The organism is Micromonospora sp. NPDC002717, assembly GCF_040295705.1.
In the GTDB taxonomy this organism is placed as follows: domain Bacteria; phylum Actinomycetota; class Actinomycetes; order Mycobacteriales; family Micromonosporaceae; genus Micromonospora.
The window spans coordinates 154,131-173,890 of the sequence record NZ_JBEOVW010000015.1 but is presented as its reverse complement, the minus strand read 5'-3'; the positions used below and the strand labels follow the sequence as shown (position 1 = coordinate 173,890).

Here is a 19,760-nt window from a genome sequence, read left to right as displayed (position 1 = left end):
CGGAGCGGTCGGGTCGCCCGGAGCGGCGTGACCGGTCCGGGCCGGGAGGGTCCGGGGTGGTGCCGGGAGTCGTTCGCCGCGGTGGGACCGGTCAGGCCGCGGGGAGCGGCTCGACCCGGCCCGGGGCGACCTCCGCCGGCTCGGGGACGGTGAACAGCGGCAGGAAGACCTGGGTCAGCGGGCCGATGGCTAGCGCGTAGGCGACCGTGCCGACGCCGACCGTCCCGCCGAGCAGCCAGCCGAGCGCCAGCACGGTGACCTCGATGACGGTGCGGACCAGCCGGATCGACCGGCCGGGCCGCCGGGCGACGTAGCCGGTCATCAGGCCGTCGCGGGGGCCGGGGCCGAGGCGGGCGCCGATGTAGAGGCCGGTGGCCGCGCCGTTGGCCACGATGCCGGCCACCAGCAGCCCGATCCGTACGCCGAGCGGCCCGCCGGCCGGCAGCAGGGCCAGTGTCGCGTCCACCACCAGCCCGATCACCAGGACGTTGCTCACCGTGCCGAGGCCGGGGCGCTGGCGCAGCGGGATCCAGAGCAGCAGCACCAGTGCGCCCACCGCGATGGTGACCGTGCCGAAGGAGAGGCCGGTCAGCTCGGCCAGGCCCTGGTGGAACACGTCCCACGGATCGAGGCCCAGCCCGGAGTTGATCATGAGGGCCATGCTCACGCCGTAGAGGACGAGCCCCGCGTAGAGCTGGGTCAGCCGCCGCGCGGGACGATGCCGGAGATTGCCAATCGCTGCCACCCATGCCACTCTAGGGTCCAATTGGCGAGATGGAAGAGCCAATGTCGGAGGGGTGGCATGACGAGTCAGGTTCGGGGTGCGCAATTGGCTCGCCTTCTCGGCCAGTGGCATGCGCTTCCGGGCCGCCGCCGCAGCCCCGACTACGCCGCCCTGGCCGGTGCCGTGCGGGGCCTGCTCGCCGACGGCCGGCTGCCGCTCGGCGTACGCCTGCCGGCCGAGCGGGAGCTCGCCGAAGCGTTGAAGATCAGCCGGACCACGGTCACCGCCGCGTACCGGGAGCTGCGGGAGAGCGGCCACCTGGCCAGCCGGCGCGGTGCCGGCAGTTGGACCATGCTCCCCGGCACCCACCGGGTGGCGAGCACGGGCCTGTGGACCCCGCTGGACGACCGGGACATGATCGATCTCGGCGTGGCCGCGCTCGCCGCCCCGCCGGAGTTGCTGCCGGCCGCCCGGGCCGCCGCCGAGGACCTGCCGCGCTACCTGGGCGGCGCCGGCTACCACCCGACCGGGATCATCGAGCTGCGTGAGGCGGTGGCCCGCGCGTACACCGAGCGTGGCCTGCCCACCTCGCCCGACCAGATCATGGTCACCAACGGCACCCAGCACGCGCTGGACCTGGTGCTGCGCCTGTCGCTCGCGCCGGGCGGCAACGTGCTGGTCGAGGCGCCCAGCTACCCCAACGCGCTGGCCGCGCTGGCCGCCCGGCGGGCCCGGATCACCACCCACGGCCTCGCCGTCGACGAGCCCGGTTGGGACGCCGACCTGCTGCTCGGCAGCCTCCGCCAGGCCCGGCCCAAGCTGGCGTACCTGATCCCGGACTTCCAGAACCCGACCGGCCACCTGATGCCGGCGTCGCTGCGCGAGCGGGTGGTCGGCACCGCGCACGCCGTCGGCACCGACCTGGTCGTCGACGAGTCCTTCGTCGACCTGCCCCTGGACGGGACGGTGCTGCCCCCGCCGACCGCCAGCTTCGACCGGCACTCCCGCGTGGTCACCATCGGCGGGATGAGCAAGCCCTTCTGGGGCGGCCTGCGGATCGGCTGGGTGCGCGCCTCGGCCCCGCAGGTGCAGCGGCTGGCCGCCGCCCGGGTCGGCGTCGACATGGCCAGCCCGGTGCTGGACCAGTTGGTCGCGGTCCACCTGCTCGCCGACGCCCCGGCCATCGTCGCCGCGCGTCGGGCGCAGCTCACGGCCCAGCGCGACGCGCTGCTGGCGGCGCTCGCCCAGCGCCTGCCCGAGTGGCGGGTCACGGTGCCGCACGGCGGCGTGACCCTGTGGGCCGAACTCGACGGCCCGATCTCCAGCGCGCTCGCCCGGGCCAGCGAGGAGGTCGGCGTACGGCTGGCGCCCGGTCCCCGGTTCGGCCTGGACGGCACGCTGGAGCGTTTCCTGCGGCTGCCGTTCACCCTGCCCGTCGGCGACCTCGTCGAGGCGGTCGGGCGGATCGCCGCCGTCCGGTACGACCTGGACCGCGGCGGCCGGCCGCAGTGGCGGGAACCGGCCGTCATCGCCTGACGCCGGGACGCCGGCCCGGCCGGGACACTCTCCACCGCAGGCGGCTGCCAGACTGTGCGCCGTGGCGACAGGTAGTACGACGCGGCGTGCGCCGCGCATGCGGGTCATGCGGGAGGGGTCCACCGTGACCCCGCTCGAACTCTTCTTCGATCTGGTCTTCGTCTACGCGCTCACCCAGGTGACCGCCCTGATGGCCGACGACCTCACCGGGCGTGGGTTGCTGCGTGGCCTGCTCGTGCTGGCACTGCTCTGGTGGTGCTGGTGCTGCTACGCGTGGCTCGGCAACACGGTCCGGGCCGACGAGGGCGTCGTCCGGGTGGCCCTGTTCGCGGTCATGGCCGCCATGTTCGTGGTCGCGGTGACCATCCCGGAGGCCTTCGACGACCTGCCCGGCGGGCTCTCGGGGCCGGTGGTCTTCGCCGCGTGCTACCTCGTCGTGCGTGTGCTGCACCTGGTGATCTACTGGCACGCCGCGCGTGGCGACGAGGGGCTGCGCCGGCAGTTGCTGCGGGCGGTGCTGCCCATGCTGGGCGGGGCGCTGCTGCTCTTCTCCGCCGCGTTGCTGCCGCAGCAGCTCGCCGACGACCCGGCCCGGGTCTCCACCATCCGTACGGCGCTGTGGGTGCTCGCGCTGGCCGTGGACTACGGCGGGATCATGGCCATCGGGGCGGATGGCTGGCGGATCTTCTCGGCCGCGCACTGGACCGAGCGGCACGGGCTGATCATCATCGTGGCGCTGGGGGAGTCGCTGGTGGCCATCGGCGTCGGCGTCACGCACCTGCCGATCTCCTGGCCGATCATCGTCGCCTCCGTGCTGGCCATCACCGTGACGGCCGCGTTGTGGTGGGCGTACTTCGACGTGGTGGCCATCGCGGCGGAGCAGGTGCTGCACCGGGCCGAGGGCGCGGCTCGCGCCGCGCTGGGCCGGGACTCGTACACGTACCTGCACCTGCCGATGGTGGTCGGCATCATCCTGCTCGCGCTCGGCTTCAAGAAGGTCCTGTCGTACGTGGGCGACGGCAGCGCGCACGACCTCACCGACCCGCTGCACGGCCTGGGCCTCTACGCCCTCTATGGCGGGGTGGTGCTCTACCTGCTCGGGCACCTGGGCTTCCGGCTGCGCAACATGGGCTCGGTGAACTGGCCACGGGCGGTGACGGTGGTGCTCCTGGTCGCTCTCGTGCCGCTGGCCGACCGGCTGCCGGCGCTGGCCGCGCTCGCGGTGCTCGCCGTCGTCTGCGTCGGCATGGTGGCGGCCGAGGTGCGGCTCTTCGGCGAGGACCGGCGAGCCCTGCGGGACGCGTCGCTGGCCGCGCACGGCGCCGGGCCCGAGCCCGGCCGCTGACCCCGCCGGAGGTGGCGGGGCCACCTGTGACGGACGGTGGCCCCGTGCCCGGCGGGCGCGGGGCCACCGACGCGGCGTGCTCAGAGTTCGGCGAGCGTGCCGGCGTACATCTTCTCGATCTCGGCGGCGAAGTTGCTCTCCACCCCACTGCGCTTGATCTTGAGTGACGGGGTGATCTCGCCGTCCTCGATGGTCAGGTCGCGCGGCAGGATGGCGACCTTCTTGATCGTCTCCCAGCGGTTGAGCTTGGCGTTGAGCTCCGCGACGTATTCCTCGACCATGGCCTGCGCCTCGGGCGAGGCGACGATCTCGGCGTAGTCGCGGCCCTCCAGCGGGGTGCCGGCGGCCCAGCCCCTGATCGCGTCCGGGTCCAGCGTGACCAGCATCGTGCAGTAGTTGCGGGCCTGGCCGATCACCACCGCCTGGGAGGTGTACGGGCAGGTCGCCTTGAACATCCCCTCGATGTGCGAGGGCGCGATGTACTTGCCGCCCGAGGTCTTGACCAGGTCCTTCTTCCGGTCGGTGATCTTCAGGTAGCCCTCGGCGTCCAGCGTGCCGATGTCGCCGGTGCGGAAGTAGCCGTCCTCGGTGAACGCGGCGGCGGTCTCCTCGGGCAGGTTGTGGTAGCCGCGCATGACCGGCCGGCCGCGGACGAGGATCTCGCCGTCGGTGTCGATCCGGCACTCCAGATCGCCCAACGCCTTGCCGACGGTGCCGATCCGCAGCCCGTCCGGCGGGTTGACGAAGTTGCCCGCGCTGGTCTCGGTGAGGCCGTAGCCCTCGGAGATCGGCAGGTTGGCGGCGGCGAAGAAGGTGGCGATCTCCGCGCTGAGCGGGGCGGCGCCCGAGACGAGCACCCGGATCCGGCCGCCGAGGCGGGCCTGGAGCTTGCTGAACACCAGCTTCTCGGCCACCGCGTACTTCAGTCTCAGCCCCGTCGGGACCGGCCTGCCGGCCTGCTCCAGGGCGACCCTCTCCTTGCCGACCCGCACGCCCCAGGCGAAGATCTTCGCCTTCGCGCCGCCGGCGTCCTGGGCCGTGGTGACCGCCTTGTTGTAGACCTTCTCGAAGACCCGCGGAGCGCCGCACATCAGCGTCGGCTTCACCACCGCGAGCAGCTCGACCAGCTTGTCCACCCGCCCGTCGACGTACGTCGGCAGGCCCACGTGGATCACCCCGCAGAGCAGCGTCTTGCCGAACGAGTGGGACAGCGGGAGCCAGAGGTACTGCAGGTCGTCGTCGCGGAGCAGCCCCAGCTCGGCCTGCGCCACACCCTCCCAGCACCAGCCGCCGTGCAGCAGCTCGACGCCCTTCGGGCGCCCGGTGGTGCCGGAGGTGTAGATCAGGGTGGCCAGGTGGTCGGGGCCGATCCCGGCGACCAGCATCTCGATCAGGTCGGGCTCGGCGGCCAGCGCCCGGGCGCCCTGCTCCTCCAGCTCGGCGAGGGTGAGCTGCGGGACGGCGGCGGACGGGTCGGCCGCGCCGTCGAAGAGCACCACGTGGGTCAGGGCCGGCAGGTCGGCTCCGGCGATCTTGGCGGCCTGGGCCGGGTTCTCGGCGAACAGCACCCGGGAGCCCGAGTCGGCGATGATGTAGGTCGCGTCCTCCGGCTCGGTGGTGGGGTAGACGGTGGTGGTCGCGCCCCCGGCACACATGATGCCGAGGTCGGCGAGCACCCATTCGAGCCGGGTGTTGGCCAGGATCGCCACCGGATCCTCCTGGCCGACGCCGAGCCCGTGCAGCCCGGCGGCGACCGCCTTGGCGCGGCGGGCCACCTGTGCCCAGGTCAACCAGACCGGCCCCGAGTCGTCGGAGGCCGGGTGGGCAAAGGCGTCGCGGTCGGGGGACGCCGCCACGCGCTTGAGGAACATGTCCGGGATGGAGCGGTACGGTACATCGAGAGCCATCGCTGTAGCCGCCTTCGGGGGTGGAGGCGTGACGGTCGTCACGTCAGTATTCGTTACCGAAGAGTATTGCCTGCACCCCGGGCGTCGGCCAGCCCCGGTCGATCACGGCTGGGCCACGTCCCGGGACCTGGAACACCCTCAGGCGTACCGGGCGGCCCGCAGCGACCAGTCGTAGGTGGCCCGGATCCAGTTGCGGCGGGCGAGCACCGCCGGTCGCAGGCCCTCGTCGCCGGTGGCCAGCAGGGCCGACTCCGTCGCCAGGTAGGCCGCCAGGGACTCGTTGAACCGGTCGGCCGCCGCCCGCAGGGCCGACGGCTCGTCGCCGCCGGACCGCCCGGCGGCGATGACGGCCACCAGGTTGTGGCCGTCCGGCTGGGCGAGGTTCTCCTTGCCGTACGAGAAGACGTCGTTGCACCAGCAGACCAGGTCGGCGGCGAGCAGGTCGAGCGTGACCAGCGTGGGCTCGGCGCGGGCGGCCGCCTCCGGCCGACCGCCGGCGGCCAGTTCGGTGAGGGTGAAGCTGGGGTGGACCGCGCCGGTGTGCCGGCGCATCTGGACGTACTCCGCCAGCTCCGGCACCCGGCCGTGCTCGCGGTTCGCGGCCTCCCAGAGCAGCGCCAGCAGGTACTCCCGCACCTGGCTGGTGAAGCGCAGCAGCACCGCCGGCGTCCCGGCGGCGCGCACGCGCCGGCACAGGTCGGCCAGCGCGTCGCCCAGCGGGCCGGCGGCGCCGGCGGGCGCCACCGGGTCGCCGTGCCGGTCCAGCACGTCCAGCATGGCGGCGACGGTCGGTGCCAGCCGGGTGGGGCCGTCGCCGAGGCCGTCCTCGTCGCAGGCGTCGTCCATCACGAACAGCCAGGAGATCAGGTCGGCGAGCAGCCGCAGCCGGTCGACCGGCCCCTCCGGGCAGGCCCGACCGGCGAGGCCGGCGGCGTCGGCCCGGCGCAGCCGGTCGAGTCGGTGCCCGCTAGCGATCAGGCCGTGGCCGAGCACCCACTCGGTGCTCTCCTGTGCCACCTGATCCGTGGCGTCGTGCCGGCGCGCGGGAAAAGGGGGTTCCCGCAGCGCCGAGAGTGCGAAGGTCCGCATGGCGCCCCCTGTCGCGCCGCCCCCGGGCGGGACGGCGCGGGACAGCGTACGGGAGGGGGGATCGGCGGCGGTCGTTGGGGAGAGGCGTCCTGCCGGCGATATGGTGACCGCTTCCGTGCAGTCCGTCACATGCCCAGGTGGGTGTTGCGCAGCCGGTCGGCCAGCGCCGCCGGCCCGTCGATCTGCACCCGGGCCACCCGCTGCCGGCCGGAGAGGAAGAGAACCAGTTCGCCGGGTGCCCCGACGACCCGGACGGGTTCGCCGCCCCGGCCGACGGAGAGCGCGCCGTAGCCCGGCGCCTGCACGAAGACGTCGGCCGGGAACCGGCGCAGTGCCAGCCGGGCCAGCCCGGCGGCGCGCGTCCACAGTGCCGCCTGGAGCCGGGCCGCCAGGTCGCGCGGGAGCCAGCCCGGACGGGCGCGGCGCACGTCCTCGTGGTGGATGAAGAACTCCATCGTGTTGGCCAGCTCGTCGGTCACCGGGTTGCTGACCGGGCTCCACACCGGTGGCCGGCGCACCTGCTCGACGAGGCGGGGCCAGGGGCGCGCCGCGATGTGCCGGCGCACCCGCTCGGCGTACCCGCGCAGGGGCCGCAGCAGGATGCCGCCGGCGGCGTCCGGGCGGCGCTCGCGCAGCACGAGGTGGGCGGCCAGGTCGCGGGTCGTCCATCCCTCGTTGACCGTCGGGGCGTCCGGTCCCAGCGTGAGCATCAGGTCGGCGAGCGCCTCGCGCTCCGATCGGGCGTACCGCGGCATGGCATCGATCGTAAGCGCGGGCGCCCGGGTCGGCGCGCCGGCGCGGCGGGCTGGCCGTGACGGCGGACATAGCGGCCCGGGGCGGCGGAGCTGGCCCCGACCGGTAAGGATGAGGGAGATAATTGCGGCTTACGGCGGGGGAGAGCGTGGCGAGCAGGACAAGTCGGGACGTGCTCGGTCGGGGGTTGGCCGTCCTCGGGGTGGCCATCCGGGAGCAGCCGCGGATCTTCGCGGTCGCGGTGACCGGCAGCGTGCTCTTCGGCGCCATGACGGTGGCCAGCGCGTTCGTGGTGGGCGCGGTGGTCGGCGACGTGGTGGTCCCGGCGATCGAGCGCGGCTCGGTCGGGGTCGGGGCGCTCGCCCTGGCCGCCGTCGCGCTGTTCGGCATCAGCGTGCTGCGGGTGGCCGGCATCTTCGGCCGCCGGCTCGGCGCGGGTTACATGCAGTACCGCCTCCAGGCCGCCTACCGGCGCCGGGTCACCCGGCGCTACCTGGAGCTGCCGCTGTCCTGGCACCACCGCAACGCCACCGGCACCCTGCTGTCCAACGCCAACTCCGACGTCGAGGCCGCCTGGCACCCGATCGCCCCGCTGCCGTTCGCGGTCGGCACCCTGGTGATGCTGGTCGGCGCGGTGGCCTCGCTCTTCGCCACCGACTGGGCGCTGGCCCTGGTCGGCCTGGCGGTCTTCCCGGCGCTCTTCGCGCTCAACGTCGCCTACTCGCGCCGGATGGCCCCCCGCCAGGCGCGGGCCCAGCGGCTGCGCGCCGAGGTCAGCGGCATCGCCCACGAGAGCTTCGACGGCGCCCTGGTGGTCAAGACGATGGGCCGGGAGGCCCAGGAGACGGACCGGTTCGCCGCCCGCGCGGGCGAGCTGCGCGACGCGCTGGTGTCGGTGGGGCGGCTGCGCGGCGTCTTCGACCCCGTGCTGGAGACCCTGCCCAGCCTCGGCACCCTCGCGGTGCTGGTGGTCGGCACGTTCCGGCTGCGGCAGGGCGCGATCAGCGTCGCCGAGCTGGTCAGCGTCGCCTTCCTCTTCACCGTGCTGGCCTTCCCCGTCCGGGCCATCGGCTGGGTGCTGGCGGAGCTGCCGCGCAGCGTCGCCGGCTGGGACCGGGTCCGCCGGGTCCTCGACGCCACCGGCGAGATGCCGTACGGCGACACGACGCTCGACCCGGCCGACCTCCGCCCCGCCCCCCTCACCTTTACCGGCGTCCGGTTCGGCTACGAGCCCGCCGAGGCGCACCTGCCCGGCACGGAGGTGCTCGGCGAGGTCTCCTTCACCGTGCCCGCGGGGAAGACCGTCGCCCTGGTCGGGCCGACGGGCGCCGGCAAGTCCACGATCGCCTCGCTGGCCGTGCGGCTGGTCGACCCCCGGGCCGGCACGGTCGCCCTGGACGGGGTGGACGTGCGCCGGCTCACCGCCGCCTCGCTGGCCCGCACCGCCGCGCTGGTCGCCCAGGTGCCGTTCGTCTTCGACGACACGGTGCGGGCCAACATCACCCTGGACCGGCCGGGCATCGGCGACGACGACGTCTGGGCCGCGTTGCGGCTCGCCGAGGCGGACGGCTTCGTCGCCGCACTGCCCGACGGCCTCGACACGAAGGTCGGCGAGCGGGGCACCTCGCTCTCCGGCGGGCAGCGGCAGCGGCTCACCCTGGCCCGCGCGCTCGCGGGCCGGCCACGCCTGCTCGTCCTCGACGACGCGACCAGCGCCGTCGACCCCCGCGTGGAGGCGGCCATCCTGGCCGGGCTGCGGTCCTCCGCCGGGGAGCCCGGCGCGCCGGCCGCGTCGATCCTGGTGGTCGCCTACCGGCGGGCCACCATCGCGCTGGCCGACGAGGTGGTCTACCTGGAGCAGGGTCGGGTGGTCGCCCGTGGCACGCACGCCGAGCTGCTCGCCACCGTGCCCGGCTACGCCGACCTGGTCACCGCCTACGAGCAGGCCGAGGTCGACCACGCCAAGGACGAGACGTACGACGAGGTCGCCCCGCTGAACTCGGGCCTGGAGATCGAGGTGGACCGGTGAGCGCGAGGAGTGCAGCGGAGCGGAGCCCCGCAGTCGCGAACGAGAGGCGGGCCCGGTGAGCGCGAGGAGTGCAGCGGAGCGGAGCCCCGCAGTCGCGAACGAAAGGCGGGGCCGATGAGCGCGACCACGACCGAGCGCAAGGCGGAGTCGGCCGAGACGGCCGAGGTGACCGAGACGACCTGGCGGACGCTGCGGCGGGGCCTGGCGCTCTCCCCGGAGCTGCGGGTCGGCCTGGCCGGCACGCTCGGCCTGGCCCTGGTCTACATGGTCGGCCGGGCGGCCGTGCCGGTGGCCGTGCAGCAGGGCATCGACAACGGCATCGTCGGTGGTCTGGACCTGACCGTGGTCTGGACGGTGGTCGCCGCCACCGCCGCCGTGCTGGTGGTGACCACGGTCTGCGGCTACCTGATGATGCGCCGGCTGTTCACGGTCAGCGAGACCGCGCTGGCCAACGTGCGGGTACGGGCATTCCGGCACGTGCACGACCTGTCCATGCTGCACCAGCAGTCCGAGCGGCGCGGCTCGCTGGTGTCGCGGGTGACCAGCGACGTCGACCAGATCACCCAGTTCCTCCAGTGGGGCGGCGTGATCCTGGTGATCAACCTCGGCCAGCTGGTGGTCACCACGCTGGTGATGCTGGCGTACTCCTGGCAGTTGACCCTGGTCGTCTACGCCGCCTTCCTGCCCGCCGTGCTCGTGATCCGGGTGCTCCAGCGCCGCCTCGCCGGGGCGTACGGGGTGGTCCGGCAGCGCACGGGAGCGCTGCTCGGCGCGATCGGGGAGAGCGTGGTCGGCGCGCCGGTCATCCGGGCGTACGGGATCGCCGGGCGCACCGCGCGCCGGCTCGACGAGGCGATCGACGGCCAGCGGCGGGCGCAGCAGCGGGCGATCAGGATCAGCATCATGGGTAGCTCCGTCGGTGAGCTGGCCGCCGGGCTCGCCCTCGCGGGCGTGGTGGTGCTCGGGGTGACCCTGGGCGCCGACCGCACCCTGAGCGTCGGCGAGGTGACCGCCTTCCTCTTCCTGGTCACCCTCTTCATCCAGCCGGTGCAGATCGCCACGGAGGTGCTCAACGAGGCGCAGAACGCCATCGCCGGCTGGCGCCGGGTGCTGGACGTGCTGGACGTCGCGCCGGACGTCGCCGACCCCGGCGAGCAGGGGCGCGAGCTGCCGCCCGGCCCGCTGGACATCCGCTTCGCGGGGGTGGGCTTCGCCTACCCGGGCGGCCCGCCCGTGCTGCACGGGATCGACGTGGAGATCCCGGCGAAGAGCCGGGTGGCGGTGGTCGGCGAGACCGGCAGCGGCAAGACCACGTTCGCCAAGCTGCTGACCCGGCTCATGGACCCGACCGCCGGCCGGGTGCTGCTTTCCGGGGTGCCGCTGGAGCAGGTCCGGTTCGCCTCGCTGCGGTCGCGGGTGGTGATGGTGCCGCAGGACGGTTTCCTCTTCGACGCCACCGTGGCGGAGAACGTGCGCTTCGCCCGCCCCGAGCTGACCGACGAGCAGCTCGCCGCGGCCTTCACGGAGTTGGGTCTGGCCGACTGGCTGGAGGGGCTGCCGGCGGGCCTGCGCACCCCGGTGGGGGAGCGGGGCGAGGCGCTGAGCGTGGGGGAGCGGCAGTTGGTCGCGCTGGCCCGCGCGTACGTGGCCGACCCGGACCTGCTGGTGCTGGACGAGGCGACCAGCGCGGTGGACCCGGCCACCGAGGTGCGGCTGCAACGCACCCTGGACGCGGTGACGCGGGGGCGGACGACCCTCGCCATCGCGCACCGGCTCTCCACTGCGCAGTCCGCGGACGAGGTGATCGTGGTGGACCGGGGCCGGATCGTGCAGCGCGGCCCGCACGACGAGTTGGTCCGCGACCCGGAGTCGGTCTACGGCCTGCTCTACGCCTCGTGGCTGGAGCAGACCCGCTGACCCGATCCCGCTGGACGTCTCCGAACCGGTGCTCTAGTCTCCGGGTTAGGTAAGCCTAACCAAAGGAGGTCGTGTCATGCGGCCCAGCCCGGCGGAGATCGTCCGTACCCTTGTCGCGGGCCGGTTGCCCGGCATCGCCCACGTCGCGCACCGACCCGGCCCGCACCAGGTCCGGCACGTGACCGACCCGGACGGGCGGGTGCTGCTGCTGGTGCCGGTGGTCAGCGACCTCGCCGCCGCACTGCGGCCCGCCGACGGCGAGTCCGACGTGGCGTTGGTGCTGGACGTGCTCGACCTGCCGCCCGCCGCGGGCGCGCCGAGCCTCGGCCGGGCCTGGGTCTCCGGCTGGGCGACCCGCCTGGAGGGCGCGGAGGAACGCCGGGCCGCGCTGGACTTCGCGGCGGTCGAGCCGACCGGCGACCTGCTCGACGTCGGCACCCGGTTCCGGCTGCACCGCTTCGAGGTGGCCGAGGCCCGCTGGGAACGCGCCGACGCCGTGCGCCGGATCGACCCCACGGCGTACGCCGAGGCGGAGCCGGACCCCCTGCACGCGGTCGAGGCCGGGTTGCTGGCCGACCTCGCCGAGCACCACGCGGCCGAGGTGGCCGCCTACCTTCGGCGGCAGCTCGGCCTGGCCGACAGCGCCCCGGACGCCGCGCTCCGGGTGGTCCGGATCGACCGGTACGGCCTGCTGGTGGACCACGGCCGGCCCGGCGCCCGCCGGCGGGCCCGCCTGGCTTTCCCGCGCCCGCTCGACGGCGAGGAGGAACTGGCCCGCCTCCTGCACCCGATGCTCTGCCGCCACGCCGCCTCCCGGCACGCCGACCACGCCTGAGCCCGCCGCGGCTGGCCCGCCGCCGGGTGCCGCTCGGCCGGCCAGGGGTGCCGGCGCGGGTCAGCCGGCGAAGACCTCGGCGAGGTCGCCGGTCAGGTAGCGCTGCACCGTCGGGCCGACCGCCGCGACGAGCGTCTCCGGGGCGGCCGAGGCGACCGGCTCCAGCCGGACCACGTGTCGCATCATGGCCAGCCCGATCATCTGGCTGGCCACCAGCGAGCCCCGCAGCGGCAGCTCGGCCGGGTCGGCGTCGAGCTGGTCGAGGACCTTGCGGAGCACCTGGCTGACCAGGAACTCCCGCAGCAGGCGGGCGGTCCACTCGTTGCTCACCGCCGAGCGCAGCAGGGCCACCCCGGCGGTGCCGGCCGGGGAGTCCCAGACGCCCAGGAACGTGCGGACCAGCCGCTCCCCGAGGCCCTCCCGGTCTCCTGCGAGCACCTTCGGCAGCAGCTCGCCCGGGTCGACCGGCGCGTGCATCGCGGCCAGGAAGAGCTGGTCCTTGCTGCCGAAGTAGTGGTGCACCAGCGCCGGGTCCACCTGCGCGGCGGCGGCGATGGCCCGGATCGAGGCCCCGTCGAAACCCCGCTCGGCGAAGGCGGCGCGGGCGGCCCCGAGGATCGCCTCCCGGGTGTCCGGGTTGCCGGGTCGCCGTCCGGTCCGCCGCGCCATCGCCGCCCTTCGCTCGTCGTCGTCCGCCGCCGGTCCCACCGGGGCGGGTGCCGGTGGCGTCAGCCGCTGCGCCGCCGCAGGGTGGCCGCGGCGAGCACCAGCGCCAGCACCGCCGCGCCGGCGACGATCGCCATGTCCCGCCACATGGTGGCGGTCGGCTCGGCGTTCGCGCCCACCTCCTGCAGCGCCTCGACGGCGTACGACAGCGGCAGCACGTCACTGACCGCCTGCAACCAGCCGGCCATCTCGCCCCGGGGCACGAACAGCCCGCAGAGCAGCAACTGGGGCACCACCACGACCGGCATGAACTGTACGGCCTGGAACTCGGTGCGGGCGAAGGCGCTGCAGAAGAGCCCGAGCGCGACCGCGAGCACCGCGTTCAGCGCGGCGATCATGATCACCAGACCGCTGCTGCCGGCGGTGTCCAGGTCGAAGACCCCGTACGCCACGGCGGACGCGATGACGGCCTGGACGACCGCGGCCAGCCCGAACGCGATGCCGTAGCCGAAGAGCAGGTCGAGCTTGCCCAGCGGGGTGGTGAGCAGCCGCTCCAGGGTGCCGGTGGTGCGCTCGCGCAGCATCGCGATGCTGGTCACCAGGAACATGATCACGAAGGGGAAGAAGCCGAGCATCACCAGGGCGACCCGGTCGAACGTCGACGGCTGCCCCGGCGGGGCGGGCTGGTCGACGTACATGAAGTAGACCAGGGCGAGCAGCGCCGACGGCACCACCACGAGCAGCGCCACGGTGCGCCGGTCGTGCCGCAGCTGGCGCAGGATGCGGCCGGTGGTGGCGGCCAGGATCCGCGGGTTCACGACGCCTCCCGTCCGGCGGCGCCCGCCTCGCCCGCCCTGATCAGCCGCAGGAACGCCTCGTCCAGGTCGTCGACGCCGGCGGCGGCGCGCACCGCGTCCGGGGTGTCGTCGGCGATCAGCCGCCCCTCGCGGATCAGCAGCAGCCGGTCGCAGCGGGCCGCCTCGTCCATCACGTGGCTGGAGACCAGCAGGGTGGTGCCGGCGGCGGCCATGGCGTGGAACCGGGCCCAGAGGTCGGCCCGCAGGACCGGGTCCTGGCCGACCGTCGGCTCGTCGAGGACGACCACCTCCGGCTCCCCGACCAGCGCGCAGGCCAGGGACGCGCGGCTGCGCTGCCCGCCGGAGAGGCTGCCGACGAGTTGGCCGGCCGCCCCGGCGAGCCCGACGTCGGCGACCGCCCGGTCGGCGTCGGCCCGGCCCCGGCCGTGCAGGGCGGCGAAGTAGCGCGCGTTCTCCCGCACGGTGAGGTCGGCGTAGACGCTGGGCGCCTGGGTGAGGTAGCCGACCCGGCGGCGCAGCTCCGGCGTTCCGGCGGGGCGCCCGAGCACGGTGACGGAGCCGGCGCCGACCACCTGCACTCCGACGATCGCGCGCATCAGCGTCGTCTTGCCGCTGCCGCTCGGCCCGAGCAGGCCGGTGACCCGGCCGCGCGGCACGGACGCGCTGATGCCGTGCAGCACCCGCCACCCGCCCCGGTCGACGACCAGGTCACGGACGGCGATCGCCTCGTCCATCGCCCACCTCCCCGGAAACTCAACGGCTGTTGAACTCGACGCTAGTGGAGATGTCTTCCGGGTCGCAACGGTTGACTTCGCGTGCACTCGAACTGGAAGCCTGGGGGCGTGGACATCAGCACGCGGGAAACGACCCTCACCGTCGGCGAGGCGGCCGAGCGGGTCGGCCTGACCACCTACACGCTGCGCTGGTACGAGCAGGAGGGGCTGGTCGCCCCGGTCGGGCGGGACTCGGCCGGGCGCCGCCGCTACACCGAACGGGACGTCGACTGGCTGTTCCTGCTCACCCGGCTGCGCCGTACGGGCATGCCCGTACGGGACATGCGCCGCTACGCCGAGCTGGCCCGGCAGGGCGACGCCACCCTGGCCGCCCGGCGGGCGCTGTTCGAGGCGCACCGCTCCCGCGTGCTGAGCCGGATGGCCGAGCTGGAGGAGGACCTGAAGGTGCTCAACTACAAGATCGACAACTACCGCCGGGCGGAGGGGTGCCGATGATCCGCCGTCGGCTGGGCGCGGCCGGGCCGGAGGTCTCCGCGATCGGGCTGGGCTGCATGGGGATGAGTTTCGCCTACGGCGGGGCCGACGACGCCGAGTCGACCCGGACCCTGCACCGGGCGCTCGACCTGGGCGTGAACCACCTGGACACCGCCGACATGTACGGCCGGGGCCGCAACGAGGAACTGCTCTCCCCGGTGGTGCGGGCGCGCCGCGACGAGGTCTTCCTGGCCACCAAGTTCGGCAACCGGCTGCGCGGCGACGGCTCCGGCGCCACCGGCAGCCCCGGTGCGTACGTGGACAGCAGCCCGGCCTGGGCGCGCACGGCGTGCGACGCCTCCCTGCGTCGGCTCGGGGTGGACGCCATCGACCTGTGGTACCTGCACCGGCGCGACCCGGCCACCCCGATCGAGGACACGGTCGGCGCGATGGCCGAGCAGGTGGCCGCCGGCAAGGTGCGGCTCATCGGCCTGTCCGAGGTCAGCCCGGCGACCCTGCGCGCGGCGCACGCGGTGCACCCGGTGACCGCCGTGCAGATGGAGTACTCGCTGTTCAGCCGGGACGTCGAGGGCGAGATGCTGGCCACCTGCCGGGAGCTGGGGGTGGCGCTGGTCGCGTACTCGCCGGTGGGGCGGGGGCTGCTGACCGGGGCGATCACCAGCCGGGAGCAGCTCGCCGCCGACGACTGGCGCCGGGCGGCGCCGCGCTTCGCCGAGGGCAACCTCGACGCCAACCTGAAGCTGGTCGACGAGGTGCGGGCGGTGGCCGACGAGATCGGCTGCACCCCGGCCCAGGCCGCCCTGGCCTGGCTGCTCGCCCAGGGCGGGGACGTCTTCCCGATCCCGGGCACCCGACGGGCGCACCGGCTGGAGGAGAACGCGGCGGCGGCCGACATCCGGCTCACCCCGACGCAGCGGTCCCGGCTGGGCGAGGCGGTGCCGTCGGGCGCGGCGGCCGGCGAACGGTACCCCGAGGCGTCGATGAGGTTCGTCGGGCATTAGCCTTCGGACCGGACACCGGGTCCGCCATCGGGCATTGCGCACCGATCGGGCGTACGGCACGATGGCGCCGTGGGTCACGCTCCGTCACCGGACGAGGGGTTCCTCCGCGAATGGGCCGCCCGGTTGCGGGCCGGCGCCGAGCAGCCCGTCGTCGGCATCATGCTGCGCGGCAGCCACGCCCGGCGGGCCGCCACCGCGCACAGCGACGTCGACGTCGACGTGCTGCTCGGTGGCGCCCCGTACGCGGCCCACCGGGCGTACCTGGCGGAGCACGCCGGGCGACTGACCCACGTCTCCGTGGCCGCCCGCGACGTGCGTTCCTGGCTGAGCCGGCTCGGCGAGCCGGCCGACTGGGCGTTCGGGCTGCCGGTGACGGCGCCGGCCCGGCTGCTCTGGGCGGATCCGCACTGGCGGGTCCGGATCGACCTGCCGGTGCTCTGCCAGCCGGCCGGCGAGCCGCAGTTGGAGGAGTTGATCGCCACTCTCGGCAAGGTGGCGGGCGCGCGGGACGCGGACGACCACCTCGGCGTCCGGCTGGCCGCCGCCGACCTGGCCCGGCTCTGCCCGTCCGTGCTGCGGCCGGCCAACCCGACGGTCCGGGTGGCGTCCCGCCGGGAGGCCTTCGCCGCCGCCCTCGACCTGCCGGTGGCGCCACCGAACTACCGGGAGGACATGCTGCTCTGCCTCGGGCTGCGCCCCGGCTCGGTCGGGCAGGTCTGCGCCGCCGCGGCCCGCCTGGTCGCCGGCGCCCTGCCGCTGATCCGCCCGTACGCCGCCGAGATCGCCGGGGTCGCCGGCGCGGACCTGGCCGACGCCCTGGTCGACGGCCGGCTGGACCGCTACGTCGACCAGCTGACCCGGCCCGCCGGCCGGCCGCCGCGCCCCCGGCGGGAGCCGTCGCCGGTGCCCGCCCCGCGTGCGGGACAATGGGTCACTGTGCCCGTACCTGACGCGCCGGTGACCGGCGTCCACCCCACTCCGCAGGAGCCCGCGGCCGGCGGCCCGGCCCGTGCGTCCCGGCTCGACCCGGCCATCGCCGCCCGGCTGCGCCGCACCCCCGACGGCCTGGTGGCCGCGGTGGTCCGCCAGCACGACTCCGGCGAGGTGCTGATGGTCGCCTGGATGGACGACGAGGCGCTGCACCGCACCCTGACCACCGGGCGGGCCACCTACTGGTCGCGCAGCCGCCAGGAGTACTGGGTCAAGGGCGCCACCTCCGGGCACCACCAGTACGTCCGCTCGGTCGCCCTGGACTGCGACGGCGACGCGCTGCTGGTCGACGTCGACCAGGTCGGCGCGGCCTGCCACACCGGGCACCGCACCTGCTTCTTCACGGAGCTGCCGGTCAGCGGGGAAGAGGCGGGGGCCCGGTGACGAAGCAGCGCGCGACGCCCGGCGGCGGGTCCCGGACCGACGGCGCGGTCAGCCCCGACGTGGCCTCCTTCACCGAGCTGGCCGCCCGCTGGCGTGTCGTCCCGGTCACCCGGCGGCTGCTCGCCGACGCGGAGACGCCGGTCGGTGTCTACCGCAAGCTGGCCGGCGGTCCGGGAACGTTCCTGCTGGAGTCCGCCGAGCAGGGCGTCGGCTCGGCCGGGCTGGCCTGGTCGCGGTACTCGTTCATCGGCGTACGCAGCAGCGCCACGCTGACCGAGCGGGACGGGGCCGCCGTGTGGACCGGGCAGCCGCCGGCCGGCCTGCCCACCTCCGGGGACCCGGTCCGGGTGCTGCGCGAGACCGTCGACGCCCTCGCCGGCCCGGCCTGGGACGCGGCCAGCGGCATGCCGCCGCTGACCGGGGGCATGGTCGGCTACCTCGGCTACGAGCTGATCCGCCGGTTCGAGCGGCTGCCCGAGCTGACCGAGGACGACCTGGGCCTGCCCGAGCTGGGCATGATGCTCGCCGCCGACCTGGTGGTGCTGGACCACTACGACGGCTCGGCGATCCTGGTCGCCAACGCGATCCTGCCGCCGCTGGACGAGCCGGACCGCGAGGCCCGGGTCGCGGCCGCGTACCACCACGCGGTCGGCCGGCTCGACGCGATGACCACCGCCCTGTCCCGGCCCATCCCGCCGATGGTGTCCACCGTCGACCGGCCGCCCGCCGGGGAGGTGCGCAGCCGCACGCCCGAGGGCGGTTACCCGAAGGCGGTGGAGGCGGCGAAGGAGGCGATCCGGGCGGGCGAGTGCTTCCAGATCGTGCTGGCCCAGCGGTTCGAGCGGCAGACGCACGCCGACCCGCTGGACGTCTACCGGGTGCTGCGCACGACCAATCCCAGCCCGTACATGTACCTGCTGCGCTTCGACGGCTTCGACATCGTCGGCTCCTCCCCGGAGGCGCACCTGAAGGTGACCGCCGACGCGGAGGGGCAGCGGCGGGCGCTGCTGCACCCGATCGCCGGCACCCGGCCGCGCGGCGCCAGCCCGGAGGCCGACGCCCGGCTCGCCGCGGAGCTGCTCACCGACCCCAAGGAGCGGGCCGAGCACGTGATGCTGGTCGACCTGGGCCGCAACGACCTGGGCCGGGTGTGCCGTCCGGGCACCGTGGAGGTGCCGGAGTTCGCCACCATCGAGCGCTACAGCCACGTCATGCACATCGTCTCGACCGTCGTCGGCACGCTGCGGGAGGACCGCACGGCCTTCGACGCGCTCGCCGCGACCTTCCCCGCCGGCACGCTCTCCGGCGCGCCGAAGGTGCGGGCGATGGAGATCATCGAGGAACTGGAGCCGGTCCGCCGCGGCCTCTACGGCGGCACCGTCGGCTACTTCGGCTTCGGTGGGGACCTGGACATGGCGATCGCCATCCGCACCGCGCTGATGCGCGACGGCCGGGCGTACGTGCAGGCCGGGGCGGGGGTGGTGGCCGACTCGGACCCGGCCGCCGAGGACCAGGAGACCCGGAACAAGGCCGCCGCGGTGCTCGCCGCGATCGCCGCCGCCGAGACCCTCCGGCCCGCCCGATGACGGCGGCGCAGCCGCGCGGCCACGAGCCGGGGGCGGCCGAGGTCGATGAGCGCGCGCGGGCCGTCGCGGGCCGGCGCGAGCTGACGTACGCGGTGCTGCTCTGTGTGGCCGGCGCGGGCCTGGCGTTCTGGGCGTCGACCCGCACCTGGGCGGTCGAACTGACCGCCCGGCCCACCCCGCTGCCGCCGGTACGTGACGCGCGCACGGGCGCGGGCCTGCTGCCGTGGCTGCCGGCGCTGGCCCTGGTGGGGCTGGCCGGGGGCGGCGCGGTGCTCGCCACCCGGGGCCGGTCGCGGCGGCTGCTGGGCGCGCTGCTGTGCGGGCTCGGCGTGGCGGTGGCGGCCGGCGGCGGCTACGGCCTGGTCGCCGGGTTCGACGGTGAGGTCAGCCGGCACTGGCCGGCGCTCTGCCTGGTCGGCGGGGTGCTCGCCGCGGCGGGCGGGCTGCTGACCGCGCTGCGGGGCCGGTGGTGGCCGGCGATGGGCGCCCGCTACGAGCGGCCGGCCCGGGGCGGCGGCGCGCCGGCCGCCCGGGGCGAGGGCGGCCGCGTCACCGGCCGGCGCACGACGGAGGCGTGGGACGCGCTGGACCGCGGCGAGGATCCGACGGTCAGCTGACGGGCTGGCGGTCGCGGGCGGCGGCCCGGGCGGCCGTCAGCTCCGCCACCAGGCGGTCCAGTTCGGCCCGCTGGTCGGCGCGGGCCCGGTCGGCGCAGACGGCCTCCCAGGCGTTGCCGCGCGCGGTCCGCATCCGGGCCTCGCCGACCACCGCGCGCTCCAGGGTGTGGACCACGCCGGCGGCGAGCGACGCGACGGTACGCGAGATGGTCGTCAGTCCGATGGTCTGGTTGGGCTCGACGGTGCTCATGATCACCCCGCACGGAGATCGTTGGTGTCGGTGGGGCAGGCGCGACATCGAGTCTGCCCGAGAGAGATGCTGGCTGGCTCACGT

18 protein-coding genes and 1 pseudogene are annotated in these 19,760 nt (G+C 75.0%); 11 read left to right on the top strand and 8 right to left on the bottom strand.

What is annotated here, in order from left to right; translation table 11 throughout:
* Positions 1-91 precede the first annotated feature (91 nt).
* On the bottom strand, positions 92-745 hold the full coding sequence (gene yczE / locus ABT006_RS22690; RefSeq protein ID WP_350709317.1) for a membrane protein YczE: 654 nt from the start codon (positions 743-745) through the stop codon (positions 92-94).
* Between the two features lie 57 nt (positions 746-802).
* On the opposite strand from yczE, the gene yczR reads away from it, so the two are divergent.
* Complete coding sequence (gene yczR, locus ABT006_RS22685) at positions 803-2,260, top strand: MocR-like transcription factor YczR (protein ID WP_350709316.1); 1,458 nt, start codon at positions 803-805, stop codon at positions 2,258-2,260.
* A gap of 124 nt (positions 2,261-2,384) precedes the next feature.
* On the top strand, positions 2,385-3,605 hold the full coding sequence (locus ABT006_RS22680) for a low temperature requirement protein A (protein WP_350709314.1): 1,221 nt from the start codon (positions 2,385-2,387) through the stop codon (positions 3,603-3,605).
* 80 nt (positions 3,606-3,685) lie between these two features.
* Here the strand turns inward: ABT006_RS22680 and ABT006_RS22675 are convergent, their stop codons facing one another.
* From ABT006_RS22675 to ABT006_RS22665, 3 genes are all read right to left on the bottom strand, one after another.
* Positions 3,686-5,512: an AMP-dependent synthetase/ligase gene (locus tag ABT006_RS22675; RefSeq protein ID WP_350709312.1), complete on the bottom strand. Its 1,827-nt coding sequence runs from the start codon at positions 5,510-5,512 to the stop codon at positions 3,686-3,688.
* 138 nt (positions 5,513-5,650) lie between these two features.
* On the bottom strand, positions 5,651-6,601 hold the full coding sequence (locus tag ABT006_RS22670; protein WP_350709310.1) for a terpene synthase family protein: 951 nt from the start codon (positions 6,599-6,601) through the stop codon (positions 5,651-5,653).
* A 125-nt stretch (positions 6,602-6,726) separates the two neighbouring features.
* The gene (locus ABT006_RS22665) at positions 6,727-7,356 is read right to left on the bottom strand and encodes a TIGR03085 family metal-binding protein (RefSeq protein ID WP_350709308.1); all 630 of its coding nucleotides are present in this window, start codon (positions 7,354-7,356) and stop codon (positions 6,727-6,729) included.
* Between the two features lie 146 nt (positions 7,357-7,502).
* Here ABT006_RS22665 and ABT006_RS22660 point away from each other — a divergent pair, with 146 nt between their 5' ends.
* From ABT006_RS22660 to ABT006_RS22650, 3 genes are all read left to right on the top strand, one after another.
* Positions 7,503-9,383 carry an ABC transporter ATP-binding protein gene (locus ABT006_RS22660; protein WP_350709306.1) on the top strand — a complete coding sequence of 627 codons (1,881 nt, stop codon included), beginning with the start codon at positions 7,503-7,505 and terminating at the stop codon, positions 9,381-9,383.
* A gap of 114 nt (positions 9,384-9,497) precedes the next feature.
* Positions 9,498-11,300, top strand: a complete 1,803-nt coding sequence (locus ABT006_RS22655; RefSeq protein ID WP_350709304.1) for an ABC transporter ATP-binding protein — start codon at positions 9,498-9,500, stop codon at positions 11,298-11,300.
* A gap of 76 nt (positions 11,301-11,376) precedes the next feature.
* A complete protein-coding gene (locus ABT006_RS22650; protein WP_350709303.1) occupies positions 11,377-12,135 on the top strand; it encodes a DUF2470 domain-containing protein in 759 nt (252 codons plus the stop codon).
* Positions 12,136-12,195: 60 nt separating this feature from the next.
* Here ABT006_RS22650 and ABT006_RS22645 read toward each other — a convergent pair whose 3' ends face one another.
* From ABT006_RS22645 to ABT006_RS22635, 3 genes are read right to left on the bottom strand one after another with little or no spacing between them, the layout of a single operon-like run.
* On the bottom strand, positions 12,196-12,804 hold the full coding sequence (locus ABT006_RS22645; RefSeq protein ID WP_350709301.1) for a TetR/AcrR family transcriptional regulator: 609 nt from the start codon (positions 12,802-12,804) through the stop codon (positions 12,196-12,198).
* A 59-nt stretch (positions 12,805-12,863) separates the two neighbouring features.
* Complete coding sequence (locus tag ABT006_RS22640) at positions 12,864-13,619, bottom strand: ABC transporter permease (protein ID WP_350709299.1); 756 nt, start codon at positions 13,617-13,619, stop codon at positions 12,864-12,866.
* Positions 13,616-14,353: an ABC transporter ATP-binding protein gene (locus ABT006_RS22635; protein ID WP_350709297.1), complete on the bottom strand. Its 738-nt coding sequence runs from the start codon at positions 14,351-14,353 to the stop codon at positions 13,616-13,618. The genes ABT006_RS22640 and ABT006_RS22635 overlap by 4 nt, the downstream gene beginning before the upstream one ends.
* Positions 14,354-14,461: 108 nt before the next feature.
* On the opposite strand from ABT006_RS22635, the gene ABT006_RS22630 reads away from it, so the two are divergent.
* From ABT006_RS22630 to ABT006_RS22605, 6 genes and pseudogenes are all read left to right on the top strand, one after another.
* Positions 14,462-14,848, top strand: a complete 387-nt coding sequence (locus ABT006_RS22630) for a MerR family transcriptional regulator (RefSeq protein ID WP_350709295.1) — start codon at positions 14,462-14,464, stop codon at positions 14,846-14,848.
* Positions 14,845-15,849 carry an aldo/keto reductase gene (locus tag ABT006_RS22625; protein ID WP_350709293.1) on the top strand — a complete coding sequence of 335 codons (1,005 nt, stop codon included), beginning with the start codon at positions 14,845-14,847 and terminating at the stop codon, positions 15,847-15,849. The genes ABT006_RS22630 and ABT006_RS22625 overlap by 4 nt, the downstream gene beginning before the upstream one ends.
* A 159-nt stretch (positions 15,850-16,008) precedes the next feature.
* Positions 16,009-16,602, top strand: a pseudogene (locus tag ABT006_RS22620) (phosphoribosyl-AMP cyclohydrolase); the annotation flags it as partial.
* Positions 16,603-16,785: 183 nt separating this feature from the next.
* Positions 16,786-17,223, top strand: a complete 438-nt coding sequence (gene hisI / locus ABT006_RS22615) for a phosphoribosyl-AMP cyclohydrolase (protein ID WP_350709388.1) — start codon at positions 16,786-16,788, stop codon at positions 17,221-17,223.
* A complete protein-coding gene (locus ABT006_RS22610; protein ID WP_350709291.1) occupies positions 17,220-18,809 on the top strand; it encodes an anthranilate synthase component I in 1,590 nt (529 codons plus the stop codon). Before hisI ends, ABT006_RS22610 begins: the two co-directional genes overlap by 4 nt.
* The gene (locus ABT006_RS22605; RefSeq protein WP_350709289.1) at positions 18,806-19,426 is read left to right on the top strand and encodes a Trp biosynthesis-associated membrane protein; all 621 of its coding nucleotides are present in this window, start codon (positions 18,806-18,808) and stop codon (positions 19,424-19,426) included. Before ABT006_RS22610 ends, ABT006_RS22605 begins: the two co-directional genes overlap by 4 nt.
* Here the strand turns inward: ABT006_RS22605 and ABT006_RS22600 are convergent.
* Positions 19,419-19,676: a hypothetical protein gene (locus tag ABT006_RS22600; protein WP_350709287.1), complete on the bottom strand. Its 258-nt coding sequence runs from the start codon at positions 19,674-19,676 to the stop codon at positions 19,419-19,421. The two genes, ABT006_RS22605 and ABT006_RS22600, sit on opposite strands and share 8 nt — an antisense overlap.
* Positions 19,677-19,760 lie beyond the last annotated feature (84 nt).

Coding starts and splice junctions, on each gene's coding strand:
- ABT006_RS22625 (WP_350709293.1), top strand. CDS start 14,845: ATGATCCGCCGTCGGCTGGGCGCGGCCGGGCCGGAGGTCTCCGCGATC.
- ABT006_RS22655 (WP_350709304.1), top strand. CDS start 9,498: ATGAGCGCGACCACGACCGAGCGCAAGGCGGAGTCGGCCGAGACGGCC.
- ABT006_RS22650 (WP_350709303.1), top strand. CDS start 11,377: ATGCGGCCCAGCCCGGCGGAGATCGTCCGTACCCTTGTCGCGGGCCGG.
- ABT006_RS22635 (WP_350709297.1), bottom strand. CDS start 14,353: ATGGACGAGGCGATCGCCGTCCGTGACCTGGTCGTCGACCGGGGCGGG.
- ABT006_RS22600 (WP_350709287.1), bottom strand. CDS start 19,676: ATGAGCACCGTCGAGCCCAACCAGACCATCGGACTGACGACCATCTCG.
- ABT006_RS22675 (WP_350709312.1), bottom strand. CDS start 5,512: ATGGCTCTCGATGTACCGTACCGCTCCATCCCGGACATGTTCCTCAAG.
- ABT006_RS22665 (WP_350709308.1), bottom strand. CDS start 7,356: ATGCCGCGGTACGCCCGATCGGAGCGCGAGGCGCTCGCCGACCTGATG.
- ABT006_RS22645 (WP_350709301.1), bottom strand. CDS start 12,804: ATGGCGCGGCGGACCGGACGGCGACCCGGCAACCCGGACACCCGGGAG.
- yczR (WP_350709316.1), top strand. CDS start 803: ATGACGAGTCAGGTTCGGGGTGCGCAATTGGCTCGCCTTCTCGGCCAG.
- ABT006_RS22605 (WP_350709289.1), top strand. CDS start 18,806: ATGACGGCGGCGCAGCCGCGCGGCCACGAGCCGGGGGCGGCCGAGGTC.
- ABT006_RS22670 (WP_350709310.1), bottom strand. CDS start 6,601: ATGCGGACCTTCGCACTCTCGGCGCTGCGGGAACCCCCTTTTCCCGCG.